The sequence below is a fragment of the Duganella caerulea genome (assembly GCF_040362985.1).
In the GTDB taxonomy this organism is placed as follows: Bacteria; Pseudomonadota; Gammaproteobacteria; order Burkholderiales; family Burkholderiaceae_D; genus Rugamonas; species Rugamonas vulcania.
The window spans coordinates 13,678-34,015 of the sequence record NZ_BPWJ01000017.1; the positions used below are offsets into that span (position 1 = coordinate 13,678).

Below are 20,338 nucleotides of genomic sequence, written 5' to 3' on the forward strand. Positions count from 1 at the left end.
GAGCGACTGTGGAAAGCGATAACGACTTTTTCAGCTTCATGGGCCTGGCCAAGGAACTCGTGACCAGCAACCGGCCACTGCGCCTGCGGCTGGACCTGCCGGGAGGCATCAACGACGACATGCTGCTGCCGCAGCGGGTGTACGGCTCCGAAACGCTGTGCGGCGGCATCGAGTACCGCGTGCTGTGCGTATCGTCCAACGCGCAACTGCCGCTCAAGGAAATGATCGCCGTGCCGGCCGCGCTGGACTTCGTCACCGACCGCGGCGACCTGCGCAGCGTATGCGGCATCGTCACCGAAGCCTGCTCGGGCGACAGCGACGGCGGCCTGGCGAGCTACCAGCTGGTGCTGCGCGATGCGCTGGCGCTGCTGGAAAAACGCAACAACACCCGCGTGTTTCGCAACATGGACGAAGTGGAAATCGTGCAGCGCATCCTGAACGAATGGCGGCAGAACAGCCCCATCCTGGGCGTCTGCTTCAAGCACGAGCTGGATGAATTCTTCACCATCCGCGAATATCCGCAACGCGAATTCACGATGCAGCACAACGAATCGGACGCGGCCTTCATCCGGCGCCTGCTCAAGCGGCGCGGCATCGGCTGGTATGTGCGCGCCGTGGGCGGCGACTATCCGGTGCACACGCTGGTGCTGTTCAACAACGCCGACAGCCTGCGCCGCAACGCCGCCGGCACCATCCGCTACCACCGCGACGCCGCGACCGAGGAACGGGACACGATCACCTCCTGGAGCGCGGTGCGCAGCCTGCAAGCCGGCAAGGTAACGCGGCACAGCTGGGACTACCGCAATCCGCTGGGGCGCGACTTCATGATGGCGGATGTGGGCAGCGGCGTGGACCAGGGCGTCCACGGCAACGAGCTGGCCGTCAGCCTGGACGACTATCAAATCCTGGCGCCCCATGCGGGCGATGACAACGAAGACCTGTGCCGGCTCGGCAAGCTGCGCATGAGCCGGCACGATTTCGAGTCGAAATGCTTTCACGGCGAAGGCAGCGTGCGCGACCTGTGCGCTGGCGAGTACTTCACGCTGGCCGAGCACCCTGAAGTGGACAGGCACCCGGCCGAGGAGCGGGACTTTGTCGTCACGGCCCTGCAGGTGAACGCGCAGAACAACCTGCCCAAGGCGCTGGCGGCGCGCGTGGAGAAGCTGTTCGCGCGCAGCCGGTGGATGCAGGGAGGGCAGGAGCTGCAGATGCAAAGGGATGTGGCGGACAAGGTGGCATCGGGCCCGCTGCGCATGCACATCCAGTTCACGGCCGTGCGGCGCGGGGTGGTCATCGTGCCGGCCTACGACCCACGCACCGACCTGCCGCAGGCGCTGATGCAAAGCGCGATCGTAGTCGGCCCGGAAGGGGAGGAGGTGCATTGCGACCAGATGGGACGAGTCAAAATCCGCTTCCCCGGAACGCGCGCGGTGGACCACGAGGAAGCCGCCGGCATTGGGGCATCCGATTCCGAAAGGGATTCGGCTTGGGTGCGCGTGGCGTCGAACTGGGCCGGCAATGGACCAGGCAGCCTGCAGCAATGCGGAGCCGTCGCCTTGCCTCGCGTGGGGACGGAGGTGCTGGTCAACTTCCTCGGCGGCGACCCGGACAAGCCGGTAATCGTCGGGCAGCTCTACAACCAGCAAGCGCAGCCGCCAGCACTCAGCAACGTCGGCGAGTTGCCGGGTAATCGCTACCTATCCGGTATCAAGAGCCGTGAGATCAAAGGCTCACGCGGCAATCAGCTGCGGCTGGATGACACCGAAGGCCAGATCAGCGCGCAGTTATCCAGCGATCACGGGGAGAGTCAACTGAATCTGGGATACATCACTCGTCCAAGAATGCAGGGTGATGGTGATTTTCGTGGCGAGGGGGCTGAACTTCGCAGTGATAAGTCGGTGGCCGTGCGGGGAGCAGGAGGAGTGCTGGTGACTGCGAACGCTGGAGGTGGTGTTATAGGAAAGCAGTTAGAGCGAGGTGAGCTCACGCGAATCGTCAGCGGACTACAGAAGATTACCGAGCAGCTGTCCAAGTTGGCGGAGCGATATGCAACTGAAGAGCCCCACGGACCTGAGCTAACCCAATTGTCAGAAAAGCTCGCGGAACTAGAGAGGGGAAGCGTACAGCTTGTTGCTGTCGAAGGACCGATGGGAGTTGTTGTCACCAGTGGGCAAAGCCTTCTTCTAGGTGCCGTCAATGATATCGATATTGCGAGTAGTGGAGATACGCATATTTCGTCAGCCGGTCGAGGTACGTTGCATACGGCTCGGGGTTTAGGCCTCTTTACTAATCAAGATGATGTGAAGATTACAGCAGCAAGTGGCAAGGTTCAGGTGCAAGCACCGAACAACGCCCTGCTGCTATTGGCAAAAAAAGTGCTCGAAATAATGAGCACTACAGATTGGATCAATATCACTGCCAAGCAGGGCGTCCGCATCAATGGTGGCGGTACCGAGTTGGTGCTAAGTGCAGATGGTATCAAAGGATACACATCCGGTAAGCATGAGATGCATGCTTCTGATCATCAGACGATGGGGGCGAGTAGCAAAGAGGTCCAGTTTCCTGGATCAAAGGTCTGCCCTACGCAGACAGTCGGTGCAGCGCAAGCAGGCGCCGCCGCTGTCCCTACAGTTGATTGAACGAGGCTGACTAATGGAGCCCGCTACCGACCCATGCGCGACGATGACGAGGGGATTCTTGTTGCTCGATGTTTGTAACCTCCCGCCAGAGTTCAATTGTGAACCCTTAAAGATGATTTTTTGTGTTCCTCCTGAGCTGACGAATAATCAAGATCTTATGCCCTGCTTGATAAGCGTCGAGGTGTTATCGCTGGCGCAGCTAGAACAAGTTATCGAAATATTTCGTCAGCAGCAAGCGGCGCAGCATCCATTCACAATTTGTGCTTGGCTTGATTGTGACCTGAGCATCGAGGAGCTTGCTGTTCACATTGCGAGTTTCCTGAGCGGACTTGGACCTGACGGCACTAGCATTTTTTGGCGTTACTTCGATCCGCGAGTGTTTTCTATAACTATGCATTTATTTACGCGACAGCAGCGTACGGCGCTGCTCGGACCTATTAAGAACTGGTGGTTTACCTGGTGCGGAAATTGGTGGCTCGTTAAAGGGGGCGCGGATGAAGCTGACCGACTCACTAGCTTTCAGACAGGCTGGCCAACTGTTGAACAGTGGCCGAGCATTTTGCAGTCTCGCGTACTGCACCGCGTTTTGGCTAAATATTTTCTGAACAGCGAACCGACCGCCTTGGAGTGTCTAAGGTATTTGAAATCATCAATCGAATACTTAAAGGACGGTGCGCTGACATTGGGCTTGGCGGACGAAGATGATCAGTTCGAATTTGCATATCTCTGTGTCAGGTACGGTGAAGCCTATCGCCGCCATCCGAAATTGATAGAGGGATGGATATTGCTCCAGCAGGGGAAGATTAGTTGGACCGCGTTGCGCCTGCAACTTGGCCAGGCAGACTTTGATCGCCTGAATATATCCCTCGATTCTTGACATGGAGAATGAAGATGCTTGAGAAGTGCAGTTTTTGTGACAGAAAAGGCTTACTCCTATATCCAGTTCGGTATGCGATCGCATGCCCGGCGGGCGCTGCAAGCGCGCCTGGGTTAAGTGGGAATTTTAAGATAGAGAATGCACCAGCGGACATAGCGACAGCCAAATATACCCTGCGAGCCATTCGGACCGGGTATCTTTATACGTATGACGGAAAGCGTGGCCGATTGAAGGCATACATCGTTACGGCGGAGGGACATCTTTGGAATTTTTCTTGTGAAGAAGCTCCGCCGTCGGCTCTTCCTCAGAATGCTTCCGGTAAAGTTTTTCCCTGCGAAAGCCATGTCGAGAATGCGATGTCAATGTGCATTGACGTCATGCATTCTAAAATCGATCCCGCCGGTGAGTTCTGGATAGGATGGTCGAACTCTGCATGGACGCCAGCGCTCATACGGAAAGTATCTAATCGCGAATGGCGCCTCAAGCATATGCGGTGTATTGATATTCCATCGTTGCTTACAGGTCCACACGAGAAACATGTTGAGGAATTCCAACTTGCCTACAAAAACGTCGCTCACTTCACTATGTCTGTACCCGAAATGAAGAAAGCGTTCAGTTTTAGTAACACCCCAATAAGCCATGAGAGCGGACGTCTAGGGCTAGCCGAACAGTTTATCAAGACCTTTTCAAAACATGTCCCAGTAAAGAAAGGGTACATTGTCGCGCTAGATGATCCGGTTGGAGTTACAAATGATCTTAGTGAGCTCACTGTGCCGACTGAACATTCGGGCTTCAACATCGAGCTATATCGCGGAAGAATAGTAGAGGAGATTCTTCAATCTACGGAAGCAGCGGTGCGGACACATGCTGCTAGTGAATTCGATTTTAGGATTGAGCAAAAGAAGATTGATGATCAAACCGTCAATCTTGAAGGAGTTTCATATAGCGATATGCGAGGGCTCTTGGACGTAATTAAAGCTGGCGGCCCTGACAATCTTGCGAAGCGCCAGCGAGAAGAAGAGAAGAGATATGGTGCCGACTTAGCTTCACAGCGTAGAGCTGCGGAGGAGCGAGCATGGGTAGACCTGACAACAATCGACAACAAGCCGGTGCTCGATGCACAGAAGCGCGTAAAGTTTCCTGCGCTGTACAACGCTGCTGTAGCGGAATTTGAAAAGAAAGGGCTTGCCCTTGCACAGGCTCATGTGGAGTGGCTCGGAAGTGAACAACTGCATCATTGGATGGATGGAGTTCATGATGAGGAAGATCTTTGCAGCGGGTTTGCATACAGAGAATCTCTTTCACAGTGTATCGGAAAGGCTGCCGCGACAAACGCTTGCGATACGCAGCTTTCTGATTGGTTAAAGTCTGCGGATGCTTCCAATACCAGGAATCTTTATGCGCGCGCCTTGTTATTTAATCAGACGGAAATTATTACTGCCGCTGGCCCGCAAATAAAGGGCGGGGATGTTAAGTTAAAAAATATTCTGAACATATACAAGCAAGGAATGAATCGATTAAAAAAAGGTCAAGAACTACGGCTGATAGATCGATTTATTTTCACAACGACGAATTCCGTCGTCAAAGCGCTTGGTCAGAACGTGAATAAGGCAATGCAAAATATAGTTTTGGTTAGCTTATCTTTGCTAGGGAAGACGATTATAAGTGCGAGTAATCACAGCGCACGCGACATAAGAGACTGGGTGATTGGTGAGGCAAAACATCGAGGCATAAAACTAGATGCGGGAAAATCAGAGGCGAAGTCAAGTGCTTTAAAAGTGGCAAAAAGAATTCCTGATGCTAAGCCATTTACTCCTGGGGTTTGTGCCTATGAGCTTGATTTGACGAAACTCGAAGAAGAAGGGCGTATTTCTCCCGGTGCCATTAAAGGCATAAAGATCCCGGGCTATAAGGTTGCCGACGAATGGCTAAGATCATCAGCCGATTTCAATTTAGGATCAGTTGCGGTCGTATTGCAGATGAGTGCTTTCGTTTTTGCTTTCCGTGATTTTAAGGTGAGTGATCGATTCGAAAATGATAAGACGCTCATGAAGCTTGGCATAGCTGTCATGAGCCTAAGTGGAGCACTTTTAGAATTAACTGGATCTGTTGTAGAGAAAACGCCGAGCCACCCGCTTTCTATTGCAATTCAGGAGCACTGGGCAAAAGGCCCGCCTTATGGGAAAAAGCTTCTTACATTTGGAAAAAGGGTCGGATTACTTGCTGGCCTAGCTACAGCAACACTCGACATTGTCGATGCATATAAATCATATTTAGAACATGACGTGTTGTTGGGGTCGTTATATGCTAGTAGCGCTGCATTAGGGGCCTCTTTAGCAATAGCTGGATACCTAAGTGCCGCCGCTTTCTGGCCGTTATTTATTGCTTCGATTTTTGTGGCAATTGCTATTGCCGTGTTAAAAAAACCAGCGTTAAAAAAATGGCTTTCCCATTGTTTCTTTTCTGCGGACTTCCTAAAAGATTCAGGCTATAAAACGCTTGAAGAGGAATTAACTGCATTGCAAAATGCGCTAGGAGAATAAATGGACGAGCGTGTCTTTAAAATAAAAACCGGTGTTCCAATTCCAGTATGGGACAGCAAGCACAGGCTTTCTATCGGGAATTACGTCGGGCCAGAATGCAAAGATAGCGGAACGGTATTTAGAATTAATAGCGTCTATATGGACGTCAGCGATCAACCGCATATAATGAGACAATGGCTGGCAGGCGGGATTTTAGTTGCCATTATTTTTGCGATGCTATTTTTTTCATTTCTTATTTTTGTGATTTTTGTTTCGCCTCCCCCAATATGGGACGGAAAATATTATTTTTTTGCCATTCAGCTAGCCGCCTTCTCGGCGGGATTTTCCTATTTTGCGTTAAGGTTTGGTCGTGATGAAATGTTTTCGCTTACGCGGCGTCCCATTAGGTTCAATCGGGTAGAGAAAAAAATATATGTAATCCGCAGACGGCGGTTTTTTTCTTCCGCAAAAGACGGAGATGTAACTTGGGAGGTTCCGTGGAACGAAAATACCATTTTCTGCATTCACAGTGGCCGTAAAAATTCAAATGATGAGGATACATATCATATCCGATGCTATGAAACGGATTCGCAAGGTAATGTGTTGCGAGGTTTCGCTATTGGTAGGGAGTGGGATGAGCTTGATGGAATGAATGATCTCCTCTGTCAATGGAATTATTGGTGTTGGTATATGAATTCTGGCCCGTCAGAATTACCTCGGCCTTTGTTGTTTTTGAGTGAAAAGGAAGGGTTGTTTGAATCGTTTTTGTATTGCATGTATGAAGTTGGGTTTGGTCTTAGCCCGATGTTGCGCATAGTATTACTCCCCTTCTTTTTTTGGATGACTATTCAAAGGGTTTTAGCGCTCTCGACTTGTCGGCCGCCAATTTGGCCAGAAAATGTAGAAAAAGTAAGCTTGATTGCCGAAGATGATCCTTTCCAGCAACCCACGGGAGATACACCAATAGGCTGGGCACAGACATCGCAAGCGCATAGGGCTAACTCTTACCCCGCGGACCCACGTCGGAAAATTCCCAACTGGAGTGGTGCTGAAGACGGTTTAAAAAATGCCGAACGATGGCAGGCAGAGGTCGCTCCTGGTAACTAGTAGGAAATAATTTCTTTCCTCTTACTTATGCATAAGAGGAGTCACGCACTATGTCTTCGATTGGCAAAGGAGAGAGGCCGTGAAAAATAGCAAAGGAAAAGGTGTGATTCGTGTAGGCGATTCCACTTCCCATGGAGGGAAGGTCACCTCTGGGGCTAACGACTATCTGGTGTTGGGTAAGGCGGTTGCACTGGAAGGAAACATGACGACATGTCCCCAGTGTAAAGGAACCTTCCCCATCCAACCTTCTGAAAGCGAGCGCCATCATCATGGAAAGGCGGTCGCATACGATGGGGATAAGGCGGCGTGTGGTGCGGTGCTGATTTCTTCAATATAGCCGCTTAATATTGGATGACCGTCAAGCCCACATAGTGGGGGCCTGCCAGCAGCTCTGGAGCGAGCATGCTTACACTCCATGCATTTCCTTACCGCTATGTGATTATAGCCACGACAGTAGTGGTGTTCTCACTGGCCCTCATTGCTGATCCTGATCAGAGTGTCCGCAAGACTGACGTGCTGCCGATATCTGCTCGCGTCACGCGGCTCTTCACCGAGACTAAGACGATTTGCGTCGGAAGGTTTTTGATCGATATCCCACAGGAATCCGAAGTCGTTTACGGTCCTACGTCTCTTCCGTGGCCGATCACTGCATATCCCGGTAAGGGCGATAGTATTGATGCCATCATCGCTGAACGGTTGGGCGAATGGGATGGGAAGAAGGCTTGGGCAAGCGGCCCGTTGATAGAGAGTGGTTCTTCGGTAGGCAAGATGATCAACGGAGGAATGCCGAATCAAAAAATCATCTTCGGCGTTAGTAAGGGAAGTAGCCGCATCTATCGAATCGACTCTTATATCAAGGTGAATGGCGATCTGTTCATTCAACAAGCTGATCCAATCTCCTCGGAGAAAGATCTTGCGGTACAGGAGCTAAATGCTATCGCAGCATCGCTACGTTCAAGGGGGGAACTTGAAATACCAAGGCAACCGGGCGTATGCATCGAAGCTGGCTTTGTCAGCGATCCCAATATCTCGGATTATGAAGCGCTAAATATAGGAATACGACTGGCCGAGTATCCTGATGTCCACCTTTCATTGTCTGTGACAAAAAAAGACGCTCTGGTTGAATCCGATGCGCTTGAACCACGTCTTAGGCAAGCCGAGGAGATTGCGAGCCATTCGGGAAATGCAGCGTGGTACTCACACATCAAAACCCTTCGCCGTGGGCCGGCGCCAAATTGGTAAATGGTATGGCTTTGAAATGCTGGCGCGGAAGCCAGCGCAGGCAGAGGAAGGGGAGTCGCACGAGTTCGTATTTGTGAGTCAGGGCGAGCCTAAAAATTCATTGTTACCTGTTCTCGAAATTGAGTTTCATACAGGAGTCAAAGAGAATCGTATTGGTGGGACGAAGCCAAGCGTAAGCGACGATGAGGCAGTCGCTATATGAGAAAAGCTCACCTCATCCATTCGCGTTCGCCCTACAGATGGTAGGTGACGGGTTCATTTAAGGTTGAGGAGATCGATATGCCAAACGTCATACGCGTCGGCGATCCAACATCGCATGGCGGAAGTGTTCTTAGCAGCAGCGTCAGCCATTTTACTGTTGAGGGAAAGGCGGTGGTCGTCGTTGGCGACAAATGCAGCTGCCCCATCAATGGCCACCTCGAATTGCACAGTCGCGAGCGGCAGTTCAACGCACACGGTGAACGGTAAGGCGGTTGCCTATGACGGCGACAAGACCTCGTGCGGCGCGACGCTTACATCCACTATCTCCACATTCTGGACGAGCTGAGATCATACCGACGTCGTAAATATTATAAATAGTTTATATTATTACTTCACGCCGTGACCGGTCTAAGGGCGGACCTTAGCCGGAGGAGCGCTGACAGGCAGTCATGCTCGAAGGGCGCCCCAGATGCCACCTCTTGTAAAATATTGAGAATTGACGAGGCATCTCCGCTTCGAATAACAATTCCCCAACAAATGAAGAGCAATCCCGATCAGAAAGTCCGACGTGAGCCCAGGCAGCAACGGTCGAGGCAAACCATGAATACGATGCTCGACGCCGTCACGGTTGTGCTCAAACGCTACGGTCCGGATGGGGTCACTACGAACCGCATCAGCGAGGTGGCCGGCTTTAGCATCGGCTCGCTCTATCACTACTTTCCGGACAAGCAGGCAATCTACCGGGCGCTCCATGAACGCCATGTGGATGAGGTGCGCGTAGCCATCACGCATGCGTTGGCGGAAAACGAATCCGGATCGCTTGAAGACTTCACTCGCGCTCTTGTAGAGGGGCTGGTGAATGTCCATGCCGCCGATCCAAAGCTGCATCAACTCATCACGGCCCTGGTGCCGGAAGGCCCGGCGGAGTTCCGCTCTGCGCTGAGTAAGATCTTCGAACAAGTCGTTGTCCCCGTCGACGATGAAACGAAGCGAATGCTCTTTGTGCTGTCTGGTCTCATCGAGTCGCTGGTGCATGGTTTAGCCGAGTGGCCATCTCATATCCCGCTTGAACAGACGAAGGCGGAGACCGTCAAGACTGCGCTCTCTTACCTCGAGACCTGCCAAGCGCAGCGAACTCACTGATATTCTCGGACACCCACTGATCGAAAGAGTACGGTTCGCGCCCGAGGATGCGTTGAACCTCGTCCGTCGCCATGGTCATGCGCCCCTCCCGGATCGCTCGCCATATATCTGTCAACGTCACCGCATAGGCATCGCTACCAAAGCCCGCCTCGCCATCACTGATGGGAACGAATCGAATACGCTTGGCAATCGCGGCACCGATCACGTCCGCCATCTCGGCATAGCTCAATGCTTTCGGCCCGGTGATCACAACGGCCTCGCCACGCAGATCGCGCGTAGTCAGGGCATGGACGGCGATATCGGCGATGTCGGCCGGATGGATGAAGGCGATTTTGCCCTCACCGGTCGCGGAGCGCAGGATGCGCTCGGTCTTGATCGCTGGCGCCCAATACAGCGCATTGGACATGAACCCCGCGCACCTGATGAATGTGTAATCGAGTCCGCTCTCACGTACCGCCGTCTCACCTTGGGCATGCCAAGGTCCCGTGCCAACTCCCGACAAGACATCGAGCGTCGAGAGTTTGACCAAGTGGCCGACGCCAGCTTTTTTTGCGGCGAGCGCCGCCACACGGTCGCGAGCGCCAAGATCGGGACCGCTGTTGAGGAGAAAGAGCGAGTCCATTCCCGCAAAGGCGGCGGTTAAAGACTTCTGACCTGCACTCAGATTGCCAACGCGAATATCGACAGCGTCACCAAACATCGCGTGCGCCCTCGCTTCATCGCGGACCAAGATGCAAGGCCGGACGCCGCGCTCAATCAGGCGGTGAGTGACCAGCGATCCGATGTTTCCAGTTGCGCCTGTTATGAGTAGCCTCATGGTTCAGCGCGCGCTCCAGCCGCGAAGCACTTCCAGTGCGATGCGCTTTTGTCCCTCAAGAGAGAGGTGAAGGCCATCGTCCATCATCAGCTCCGGCGCAGGCGGGGCACCGAGTGTTGAGAAGAGGTCGATCACTGGATCGTCAAGCCCGCGCACATTTTTCGCAACCTGCGCCACGTCCGAATTGCGGAAGCCGACGCCGAAGCGTGTCAGGCCCCAGTGTACGGCCACTGCCTCTTCGTTGACGGCTGGTGGCGTGATCCACAGACGCTGAGCCTTGCATTCGCCGGCGGCGCGGCTGCGCATTTCGGCGAGGTTGCGCGCGGTCTCTTCACGGCTGACGATCGTTTTGGTCGGACTCGGTTCCTGTGTTCGAGCGTCGTTGATCCCCATGAAGAAAATCAACCAGTCAGGCTGGCGCGCGAGCGATTCGCCAATCCGCACTAGCCCATGAGTTGTTGTCTCACCTGGGACGGCATTGATCGTCACGGCCAGGGCATCATCGGGCCGGCGCGCAGCGAGCAGTTCCGCCACGATCACCGCCCAGGACTGCGGATCGGCGGTCAGGCTGTCGCCGAACACGACAATTTGCGCACCCTTGTGCAGCGGCAGTTGGTCGATCAACATTCCGATGGACGGATCGCCAAGCAGCTCGATGGCTGCGTCCTTTGCATTTTGACGCATCACTCTGAGCTCTGCCCGGTACAGCTCTGGATCAATTCCAATCAGCGCAGCGAGCTGGCCTTCGGTGAGCGTTGCTATCCCAGGCAGCGAACCCAGCGTCTTCTCTGGTTGCAGCACCTTCATGAGCCATTGAATCTGTTTGTTTGACATGAACACTCCTCTGTAATGCCAGTAGCGTAGCGCGCGTAGACGTGGGCCGTCAGCTCGCATTCGGAGTTCAGTAAGTCATTGAATTTATTATTGGATTTAGAAGTTCGGAATGCCTGCTCGAATTCTGTGGCGCACCCGTAAAAAAAATCAGTTGGCATTTTCGCTTTCCATGTCACCCGCCCGCAGAGCATTGTTCTTAATGAACGCGCGACGCGGCTCAGGTTGAATGCACTTGAGGGAACCGATGGAATTGTTGAACCAAACCTGCGACGGCCTGCGCGATGGCGCGGTCACTCGCGCCAAGAACCTGCTCCGCAGCGGTCAGCATGGACACCTCGCTGCAGGATGGCGTAGCCGTGCGTGTCGATATCGCCTGAATGTGCGGGCGCCAGCCTTGGCCTTGCTCGCGAGGTGAAAAATCTAGTTCCTCTTAAAGTTATGATCAGGTAGCATGAGTGAACGTGTTTCCTACCGCACATCTTTAAGGCCCATCGAATTGCACACTCTCTACGTATTTGATTTCCTCCAAACTGTGTCGGTCCAACTTAAGGAAATGTTGGAAGACTTGAAGGAAACGGTTCTGGATCCGAAATCACTTCTGGATTTGGCGCGTTACCAGCGCGAGGTTGGATCTCAGCAGGGCGTATACGTGGTGCATTACGAAGGCTCGCCCAAATATGTAGGCAAGGCCAACAACGTCGCCGATAGGTTGTCGCAGCATTTGACGAAGCTGCTCGGGCGGAAAGGCATCGATCCTGCTGCGATCGGATACAAGTCGCTACTGCTGGATAAAAGCATGAGCACCGCAGCCAACGAAGGCATCCTCATCTCGATGTTTAGGGCGGAGCACAAGGACATGTGGAATGGCGGCGGCTTCGGTCCGAAGGACCCAGGCAAGGAACGCGATACCACCAAGCCCGGCAAGTTCGACCAAACCTATCCGATTCTCGACGACTTCAAGATAGAGCTGAAAACGGATGAACAGAACAGGATCAAACTAGGTGAAATGTTCAACGCGATGAAAGCGCAGTTGCCGTATGTTTTCCGCTTTGATGTGCCTGCGGAGAGCCTTGAGCAAACCATCGTCCTGGCGAATGACAATCGAAGCGCGCGCCATCTGCTCCAAGCCAGCGTCACCTTCCTCGGCGAAGGTTGGAAGGGCGCGATTATCAGCTACGGGATGGTGCTCTACAAGACGACCAAGCACTACCAGTACGGCGTTGAGTTGCTGCCCTAGTTTCGAAATGTGTCATTGACGCCGCTGCGGCGCCGGCCGGCTGGCGACGCTACGCCCTTAGCAAATCACACACGCTCTCGGCCATAACCGATGCCAGACGTACCGGCACCGCATTGCCGAGTTGACGCATGATTTCCGACCAGGTCCCTTCAAACAGGAAGTTATCGGGGAAGGTCTGAATGCGGGCTGACTCGCGGACCGTGAAATAGCGAACCGATCCATCCGCGCGCCGAAGCATATTCTCACCACCGGGAACGCCGTGGTCGCCGGCCTTCAACGCCTTCGCCGGCTCGTCCATGGGACTGCCGGTATGGCCGACATACGTGCGCGCGCCAGGCTGGAAGCGGTGGGCCTGCACTTTGCCTGGATACTTCTCCGGATCGGGCAAATCGCAAATAGCGTCACGCACGGTTTCCCACGCCAGCAAGTTGGCGTCGGGATCGGCGTCGATCAGCGACTTGATTTTCTTCTCGATACCATCCGGCTTGGGCGGGCGATTTCGCGTCGCGACCTTGTGGCGATCCCAATACTCACCGGATGCCCATTGGGATAAGAGCAGCGCGTCGCTGCTGTGCGTCTCCGCAGGGTACTGCCAGATCTTGTCCTCATCCGCCCGGAACCCCACAAAGAAGACGCGCATGCGCTTCTGCGGAACGCCATAGTTCGCGGCATTCACCAGTTTGAACGTCACGCGATATTCGCTGGCGGTGCCCTTCTGCTTCAACTTCCTGAGCCGGGCCAGATGGTCGCCCCATTGCTCTTTGGCCTTGGCGATCAGCGAAGGGAACTCCAACTGCAGCAGGATGTAGTCGAAATAATCGGCGAAGGCCGCGCGAGTGAGGCCCTGCACGTTCTCGAAGACGAAGGCACGCGGCCGTGCCTCGCGCACGGCGCGCACCGCTTGTGGGAACATGTCCCGCTCGTCCAGGAAGCCACCATGCTTGCCGCCCATCGAAAACGGCTGGCAAGGCGGGCCGCCGGTGATCAGGTCGATGCCTTCGAAGGCGCCGTAATTGAATTGTTTGACGTCACCCTCGGTCACGTCAGGCCAATGGCTGATCGGATCAACGCAGTGCCGCTTGTTGTGCCGAATGGTGTTGCAAGCGTGCGTGTTCCACTCGACCACCGCGCGATGGCGGACATCATTGCCGGAAAAACCCAAGGCCAAGCCGCCGGCGCCCGCGAACAGCTCGATCGAATCGAGGGTGCGCGGCGCCAATGTCAGATGTTCTTCGAGGAGCGCGGAGGTGAGGGGCTGCTTGTACATGGTGTTCTTTTAATACGATCGGATTGAATCGATGTGGCTCCAACCAGACGTAATCTGTTAGCGCGACGCTTCCGGCGCGGCCGTGTAAGCCGACCGGAACTGCAGCAGTATAAAGCAATGCCCGACCTCAACCAACTCCGCCGACGGCCGATGAGGCACGAATTTCGTTAATTTTACTGTATGTTTAAACAGTATTCAATGCGACTTTATTGTGTTTTATCAGAACACCCTTGAATATTCTGTGTCACGTGCGATCTTTGCTCTAAATCTGTTTGAAGCGAGCGGGGGACGACATGGTCGATTCCATAGATCAGGCGGCGCGTAGCGCCGTGATGGCGCGGGTACGGGGCAAGAATACGCGGCCCGAGCTCATCGTGCGCAAACTGGTGTTCGCAGCCGGCTATCGGTACCGTTTGCATGTACGGACCCTACCCGGATCGCCGGACCTGGTTTTCCCGGGGCGGAAGAAAGTTATCTTTGTCCATGGTTGTTTCTGGCATCGCCACGACGACTGCAACCTGGCGCGTATGCCCAAGTCTCGGGTGGAGTTCTGGAGAGACAAACTCAATGGCAACAAGGCGCGAGACGCACGCAGCTACGACGCCCTGCGGCGCGCAGGGTGGCATGTGCATGTGGTGTGGGAGTGCGAGCTTGGCGATCTGGTGGCACTGGAAGAAAATTTGCGTGCGTTCCTGGGGCCGCCGGCCGGCAGTACTCTGCCCGGTGGACCCGGCGGCGGCAGTCAAGCACTTGTCGCGAACTTTCCGGCTTAGTCATTCCTGGTCTTCAAGTTCGAACACCACACTCATCGGGCTGCTGCCGGTATGCCTCTTGTAGTGCACAGCTCCGTGATAGACGAACGGCGCTCCCTTGCCGTTAGCGAGTTTGCCTTCACGAGTGAACAAGTGCACTCTAGTTCCATCGGTTGCATGCCCAATGATCTCACGTCCCTTTTTGCTGCTTGGCGTCGTTGAGTTCTGGCTTTGCCAATGAAACGTTTTGTCGTCGATCCAATGGTCAAGGTAGCGGTGGTCTTCTTGCTTGCCTTGTTTATTCAGCGTCACCAGCAGAATCACCGCATGCTTGTTCGCCAACGAGACGTGACCGGTATTCCAGTTTCCTGGATTGAACTCCTCGCCAAACAGCGGTGGGATATCTTCTCGGAAGAAGGACTGTCCAATCGCGAGATCGATCGGATCGATAACGGCTTTAAGGCGGGCCAAGGTGCGCATGTCCTCCGTTGCAGGCATGTCCTCATAATCCTGGTTGTTTGCACGGAGCAGATATCCACCGTCAGCAGCCTTCACCACTGTGCGTAGCAGGTACTGACTTCCTTCTCCGGTTTCATCCTGGCGCTCGATGGCCATGACTGTGCCGGTGATCGAGCCAGCGCGTGTCGGGTTGATATGTTCCAGCAGAAGGAAGTCACCATCGACGATGGGATGCTTACCGCCGTTCATGGAATTCCCCGAGGCGCGAGCGATGAAATATCGTTCCGGGTCCAGTTGGCCGTAGCTTGGAGCAAGCGAGCGATATTCCTCGGCGTCCGCAGTCCCTGTTTTGAAATGACCGCAGGCGATTTTTAGATTGGGGAAGTAAGGTAGTTCTGCCCGACTGTTCGTCTTGGCATTTCGACTGAACGGAAGGACGTTGTCGGAAGCCTCGGAGCTCACCCGCCGTATTTCATAAGCCGCCAAGCGGTAGTCAATCAACTCCTGCACCATCGCTTCAAAGCGTTCTCGTTGATGCGACGACAGGGCGAACGAAGGCTTAAAGATGCCGTTGATAACCTCGAAGAAAATTCCGCTCTTTACCGTGCGAGTAGCGCCGGTCCACGCGTTGATCGGATTCTCCAACCAATATCGATGCCACGCCTCCGAAGTGCCGTCCTTCCATTGAAGCTGTGTCGCAGGAAGATCCGATAGCAGGCTGCGGCGACGTTGCAGTACCTGCCACGAACGTTCGGCAAGTGCATTGGTGGTAGGCGCTTCGTCCCAACCGTTTAGCTCTTGGAACGCCTCAAGCAAGACCATCTTGAAGCTTTTGGTCATGGCCGTGATTTCCACATCGCGCAAGAAGGTGCGATGTGTCGTCGCGATCTGTTGCTCCTCGATGTGCAGGTCACCCATTTCTTCGACCAGTGCGAACCAGCTGCCGTAGTCATTGCGCATCGATTGCATGCTGACCCCGGAACGATAAAACTCAGCGAGTGTCGGGCGTCTGTCGAGGCTGTCTCGCATCGCGACATAGTCGTTTTTGATGCCCTCGCTATCGAGGGACTTGAGGAACTCGATCAGTTTTAAATCGTAGTTCACATAGCAGCCGTCGGGAAGCTGGAGACGTTGCGCCTCGACCTGTCTGGCGAAGCCCGCCAATTTCTTAAAGTTCGCCTCGATGCCGAATAGCGCTTGCGGCTTGTGCAGAAAACTTTTGTGGTTGCCGATGAAATCAAGGACGATCAATTTTTCCTTGCCGTGGCATTTACGGAGACCTCGACCCAATTGTTGAAGGAAGAGGATTTTTGACTCTGTCGGCCGCAGCATCATTACCGTGTCGATCTCCGGCAAGTCGACGCCTTCATTGAACAGGTCCACAGAGAAGATCACACTCAGAGTGCCCATCTTTAAGCGGCTTAGTGCATCCGCACGGCTCAGCGGCGAGCCGGCGTAGACTGCCGCGCTCGCGATACCGGCTTTTAAAAATTGCGCCGCCATGAATTCAGCATGCGCAATGGAGACGCAGAAAGCTAAGGTGCGCTCCTGCTTGTGTTGCTCCCATTCTTGTAGCGCGTGCTTGGCACGCGCCAAGGTCGCTAATTTATTCGACAGCTGCTCAGGATCGAAGCGGCCGCTACGCCAAGGTATTTCATCGTAGTTGACTGTGTCGTCGTAAATCCCGTAGTAATGAAACGGCACCAGCAACTTTGATTCAATGCCACTGAACAGGCCGCAGTTGAAGACCAGGTTGTCGTCGCACAGGGTCAAGATGTCGGACTGGTCCGATCGGTCCGGCGTCGCCGTTAATCCGAGTAGGAAGCGCGGCGAGAAATACGCCAGCAAACGGCGATATGTGGCTGCTGCCGCGTGATGGAACTCGTCGATAACGATGTAGTCGAAATGATGCGGCGAGAACCGTTCCAGATGGACGTTGCGGCTCAGGGTTTGGACTGATGCACAAAGCACATCCACTTCCGTGTCCCGCGTTTCACCCGCATACAGGCCGACCCGCGCGCGAGGCCGAATTCTTAAAAACGTCTCAGCGGCCTGATTCAAAATCTCTTCGCGATGGGCGACAAATAGCACGCGTTTGGCGCCGAATTGTTCCGCATCGAAGGCCGCGAGCCAGGTCTTACCCAGTCCAGTGGCCAGCACGATCAATCCTCGGCCGTAGCCTTCGTCCCGCGTTTCCGAAAGGGCGAATAGTGCATCCCTTTGTACGGTGGTTGGGATCGGTGGCGGGTCTTGTTCCAGGCTGCCCGGTGCGACGATGCGGGGAAGCGGGACACGGCGTGCCTCATATTGTGCTATCCACTGGTCAGTGAGGGCGACGCTGCGCGTATCGGAAAATAACTCTTCGAATCTTGAACGGGCTTCGAGGAAGCCATTGTCGCCGGGATAATCGATCCGGTAATTCCATTCCAGTCCATTTTGCAGCGCTTGTCTGCTGATATTGCTGGAGCCGATGAACGCCGTTCCGGTAAGACCTTCCGCGTGGTCGAACTTCGCAAACAAATAGGCTTTCAAATGGAAGCTGCCTCCGGCGGACTCATACACTTTTACTTGTGCGCCCAGGCCCTGCAGTATCATCAGAAGTCGTAACGCTTCGGGATCCGTCACGTCGAGGTAGTCGCTGGTGAGCACACGTACGCGTGCGGGCGGGAGTTCTTGCAGCGTGTCTCCTTTTAGCGCGCTCTGCAGATCTGCCAATAGCAACCGAAGCCCGGTTGTCTTGATGAACGCGACTGCCATGTCGATGTCGGAAGCCCGTGCGATCGCGGCGCCGATGTGCGGCAAGAACGGATCTGTACCGCCGGTGACTAAGCGCTCTTTGATCGTCTTGGATTTGAACACCATCGCGTTCAGCCATTGCTCGGTACGACCCGGGCGTTGGTCGGCCGAGATCCAATACTCGACATTGCTGAAATCTGGAAGAATGGATAGCCAGGCGTGCAACTGGTTTTCGTTGACATCCGTGAAGTGACGACCATCTTGGATCCGCTCGCCGACGCCGAGTTTAAAGCTCAGATAGAATGCGCCGCCGGGTTTGAGCGCGCTCCAGAGACGCTTGAGCGCGGAGGGTAGCTCTTCCTGCGGGAGGTGCAATAGGCTGGCGCAAGCCCAGATTCCGTCGTAGCAAAGCTGTTCGCTGACGTGGGAGAAATCGCGCAGCGCGACTTTGATGCCTGTATGCTCGCTAGCCAAGCGCACAAGCTCAGCCGAGCCATCAAATGCGGTGACGCGGTAGCCTCGTTGAAGAAATGCCTTAGTGTCTCGCCCCGATCCGCAGCCCGCATCCAAAACCCGTCCGCCTGCGCTAACCGACGATAAAAATCTGTCGTGAAGGATGGACATGTCGACATCAACAGTGTTTGTGAAGAAGAGCGTCGCGTTTTGATCGTAATAGTCGAGGGTTGTGGTCATCGTCCAAAGGCGTATTGTTTTCTGTTACAGCTATCTTACCCTGGTGACTATGGCTAATGCTTAATAGGCAAAATAAAAAAGCCAACCGGAATTCGCTTGGCTTGTTTTAACGACGCTGGTTGTAATGATCTCTATGAATCGCACCGTTTAAGATGCTTCGTCCTTGGTCTGCGCAGCTTGGTTAACAGCAGCGTTCTCAGAAGTCGTCTCCGGCCAAGATTGTTGAGAATTTAGCTCTGCGGTGAGATTGCCCAGGCGCGCTCTAAGCATAGCTCGATCAATGTTCTCAACCGACATCGCCATCCCTGGCGCGCCCGACAAGATGCTAACAATTCGATCGCGCTCGTCTTCGAGTTCGCGAACTCTCGCCTGCGTTTCGATTGCTATCGCTATTTCATTCTGCTTTTCGCGAGCACGCACATCATCCTGCAGACTTTTCTCCACCTGATCAACTCCTGCTTTGATCTCGGGAAAACGTTCCGCTGCAAACCGTAGAAATTGACTGAACTCATAAATATGGAAAGCCTGATCTGAAATCGTTTGAAATTCCTCGATCAGCTCAGGACGGGGACCCACTTTACGACCTTTGTGAATCCACCACCAGTCCTCTTTTGCATCATCTGAAATAAAAATGATTGGTCGTTTATCGGCTTTCGCCTTGCCGATCATGTCCTTCCAAATAATCAGATCACCATACTTATCGAATTCTCCGAGATCTTTTTTCGCGTCTTTGTAGCCAGGTGGGATTTTTTTTGCATAACGATCGTCGCCCTCCTTCTTAATACCATTAAGTTGCTCAGTCCGCCACTTTTCTCCAATTCGACCATCCAAGAGCTGAGTGAGTCGCTTGACCGCGGCGGCAATATCCTCGGTCGGATGTGCAGCACGTGAGGTCGCCATTCGCGCACGAAAATCCGCCGAGAACATATCCAAGGCGGCTAATTCCTTTGCAACGCTGATCGTCGGATGGGCGCGAAGCTGCTTGAGCCGCTCGCGCGCTTTATCGATTGTAGCTTCCTGATCTTTGATCAACACATCATATGCATCCTGCGCGCCTAGCTCGACATCTAAGCGATTCCGATGAAACTCCAACCCAACCTGGTATGGAATCCAAAGAGATTCTTTTAGCGCGTCGAACAACCGCAAAAGCTCTTCGCGAACGGCGGCGGGATGACGGAGGCAGTGCAACAAGACGTTCGCATCGGGGACGAAAATGGCGTTCTCCCACAACGCTGCGGCTTCGGCCGCAGACTTCGGATACCAGCCCGGATATTTATCTCTCATCCTTACTCCAACCAGGCCAGTTTTTCAATACCAAGCCTATGCGCGGCCTCTCTAATAAGCTGGCGAGATCGTTCGGTTTCAGTTTTTCCACTTTCAAGCAGGACTACACCGAACGATCTAAATGTAGTTTGCGCGCGACCGCGTTCGAAAACTGCCATCAGTATTGACTTCCAGTCGCGGCTTCGCCCCCAACCGATGACTCGGCCATCCTCAGTTCGCCGTCCATGTGGTTTGATATAAACGTGAACGGTGTGATCGGAGGAGCTAAGACCGAGTAAGCGCCAGACTTCGTCTTCATTTAACGAGAGTCGCGCCCTGAGATATGGTTTTATTAAGGAGTCCTTAATGTAGACTCGCACTTTCCGAGCATCCATCACATGGGCTAGTTGGCCACCGATGGAGGCATTCCGCGTCCATAGTTCATAGTAGCGCGCTCGTTCCACGTCCGGGAGCGACATCCAACCGAGCTCATCACACTGCTGCCAGAGCTTATCCCTCAAGTTATCACGTAACGCTGTTGAGACAGAG

General features: G+C 54.1%; 15 protein-coding genes and 1 pseudogene. 11 read left to right on the forward strand and 5 right to left on the reverse strand.

Features of this window, described 5'->3' with window-relative positions:
* Nucleotides 1-8 precede the first annotated feature (8 nt).
* The 9 genes and pseudogenes from ACUJB0_RS30095 (at nucleotide 9) to ACUJB0_RS30135 (ending at nucleotide 9,731) form a co-directional block, all read left to right on the forward strand.
* A complete protein-coding gene (locus tag ACUJB0_RS30095; protein WP_444848476.1) occupies nucleotides 9-2,639 on the forward strand; it encodes a type VI secretion system Vgr family protein in 2,631 nt (876 codons plus the stop codon).
* Between the two features lie 58 nt (nucleotides 2,640-2,697).
* Nucleotides 2,698-3,516: a DUF4123 domain-containing protein gene (locus tag ACUJB0_RS30100; RefSeq protein ID WP_444848477.1), complete on the forward strand. Its 819-nt coding sequence runs from the start codon at nucleotides 2,698-2,700 to the stop codon at nucleotides 3,514-3,516.
* Nucleotides 3,517-3,530: 14 nt separating this feature from the next.
* Nucleotides 3,531-6,059, forward strand: coding sequence for a T6SS effector BTH_I2691 family protein (locus tag ACUJB0_RS30105; RefSeq protein WP_444848478.1), 2,529 nt, complete (start codon nucleotides 3,531-3,533; stop codon nucleotides 6,057-6,059).
* Nucleotides 6,060-7,145, forward strand: a complete 1,086-nt coding sequence (locus tag ACUJB0_RS30110) for a DUF6708 domain-containing protein (RefSeq protein ID WP_444848479.1) — start codon at nucleotides 6,060-6,062, stop codon at nucleotides 7,143-7,145.
* A 79-nt stretch (nucleotides 7,146-7,224) separates the two neighbouring features.
* The gene (locus ACUJB0_RS30115; protein ID WP_444848480.1) at nucleotides 7,225-7,482 is read left to right on the forward strand and encodes a PAAR domain-containing protein; all 258 of its coding nucleotides are present in this window, start codon (nucleotides 7,225-7,227) and stop codon (nucleotides 7,480-7,482) included.
* A 446-nt stretch (nucleotides 7,483-7,928) separates the two neighbouring features.
* Nucleotides 7,929-8,589 (forward strand): annotated as a pseudogene (locus ACUJB0_RS31770) (T6SS immunity protein Tli4 family protein).
* Nucleotides 8,590-8,666: 77 nt separating this feature from the next.
* Nucleotides 8,667-8,855 carry a PAAR domain-containing protein gene (locus tag ACUJB0_RS30125; protein WP_444848481.1) on the forward strand — a complete coding sequence of 63 codons (189 nt, stop codon included), beginning with the start codon at nucleotides 8,667-8,669 and terminating at the stop codon, nucleotides 8,853-8,855.
* Nucleotides 8,797-8,934 carry a PAAR domain-containing protein gene (locus tag ACUJB0_RS30130; protein WP_444848482.1) on the forward strand — a complete coding sequence of 46 codons (138 nt, stop codon included), beginning with the start codon at nucleotides 8,797-8,799 and terminating at the stop codon, nucleotides 8,932-8,934. The genes ACUJB0_RS30125 and ACUJB0_RS30130 overlap by 59 nt, the downstream gene beginning before the upstream one ends.
* A 254-nt stretch (nucleotides 8,935-9,188) precedes the next feature.
* Complete coding sequence (locus tag ACUJB0_RS30135; protein ID WP_444848483.1) at nucleotides 9,189-9,731, forward strand: TetR/AcrR family transcriptional regulator; 543 nt, start codon at nucleotides 9,189-9,191, stop codon at nucleotides 9,729-9,731.
* Here the strand turns inward: ACUJB0_RS30135 and ACUJB0_RS30140 are convergent.
* Together ACUJB0_RS30140 and ACUJB0_RS30145 are read right to left on the reverse strand one after the other, a co-directional pair.
* Nucleotides 9,679-10,548, reverse strand: coding sequence for an NAD(P)H-binding protein (locus tag ACUJB0_RS30140; RefSeq protein WP_444848484.1), 870 nt, complete (start codon nucleotides 10,546-10,548; stop codon nucleotides 9,679-9,681). The two genes, ACUJB0_RS30135 and ACUJB0_RS30140, sit on opposite strands and share 53 nt — an antisense overlap.
* A gap of 3 nt (nucleotides 10,549-10,551) precedes the next feature.
* Nucleotides 10,552-11,382, reverse strand: coding sequence for an SGNH/GDSL hydrolase family protein (locus ACUJB0_RS30145; protein WP_444848485.1), 831 nt, complete (start codon nucleotides 11,380-11,382; stop codon nucleotides 10,552-10,554).
* 451 nt (nucleotides 11,383-11,833) lie between these two features.
* Between ACUJB0_RS30145 and ACUJB0_RS30150 the strand changes: the two genes are divergently transcribed.
* Nucleotides 11,834-12,619, forward strand: coding sequence for a GIY-YIG nuclease family protein (locus ACUJB0_RS30150; RefSeq protein WP_444848486.1), 786 nt, complete (start codon nucleotides 11,834-11,836; stop codon nucleotides 12,617-12,619).
* Nucleotides 12,620-12,668: 49 nt separating this feature from the next.
* Here ACUJB0_RS30150 and ACUJB0_RS30155 read toward each other — a convergent pair whose 3' ends face one another.
* On the reverse strand, nucleotides 12,669-13,886 hold the full coding sequence (locus ACUJB0_RS30155) for a DNA cytosine methyltransferase (protein WP_444848487.1): 1,218 nt from the start codon (nucleotides 13,884-13,886) through the stop codon (nucleotides 12,669-12,671).
* A 293-nt stretch (nucleotides 13,887-14,179) separates the two neighbouring features.
* Between ACUJB0_RS30155 and ACUJB0_RS30160 the strand changes: the two genes are divergently transcribed.
* Nucleotides 14,180-14,659: a very short patch repair endonuclease gene (locus ACUJB0_RS30160; protein WP_444848488.1), complete on the forward strand. Its 480-nt coding sequence runs from the start codon at nucleotides 14,180-14,182 to the stop codon at nucleotides 14,657-14,659.
* Here the strand turns inward: ACUJB0_RS30160 and ACUJB0_RS30165 are convergent, their stop codons facing one another.
* Nucleotides 14,660-18,526: a DUF3427 domain-containing protein gene (locus ACUJB0_RS30165; protein WP_444848489.1), complete on the reverse strand. Its 3,867-nt coding sequence runs from the start codon at nucleotides 18,524-18,526 to the stop codon at nucleotides 14,660-14,662.
* Between the two features lie 147 nt (nucleotides 18,527-18,673).
* Nucleotides 18,674-19,810, reverse strand: coding sequence for a PIN-like domain-containing protein (locus tag ACUJB0_RS30170; RefSeq protein ID WP_444848490.1), 1,137 nt, complete (start codon nucleotides 19,808-19,810; stop codon nucleotides 18,674-18,676).
* Nucleotides 19,811-20,338: the final 528 nt, after the last annotated feature.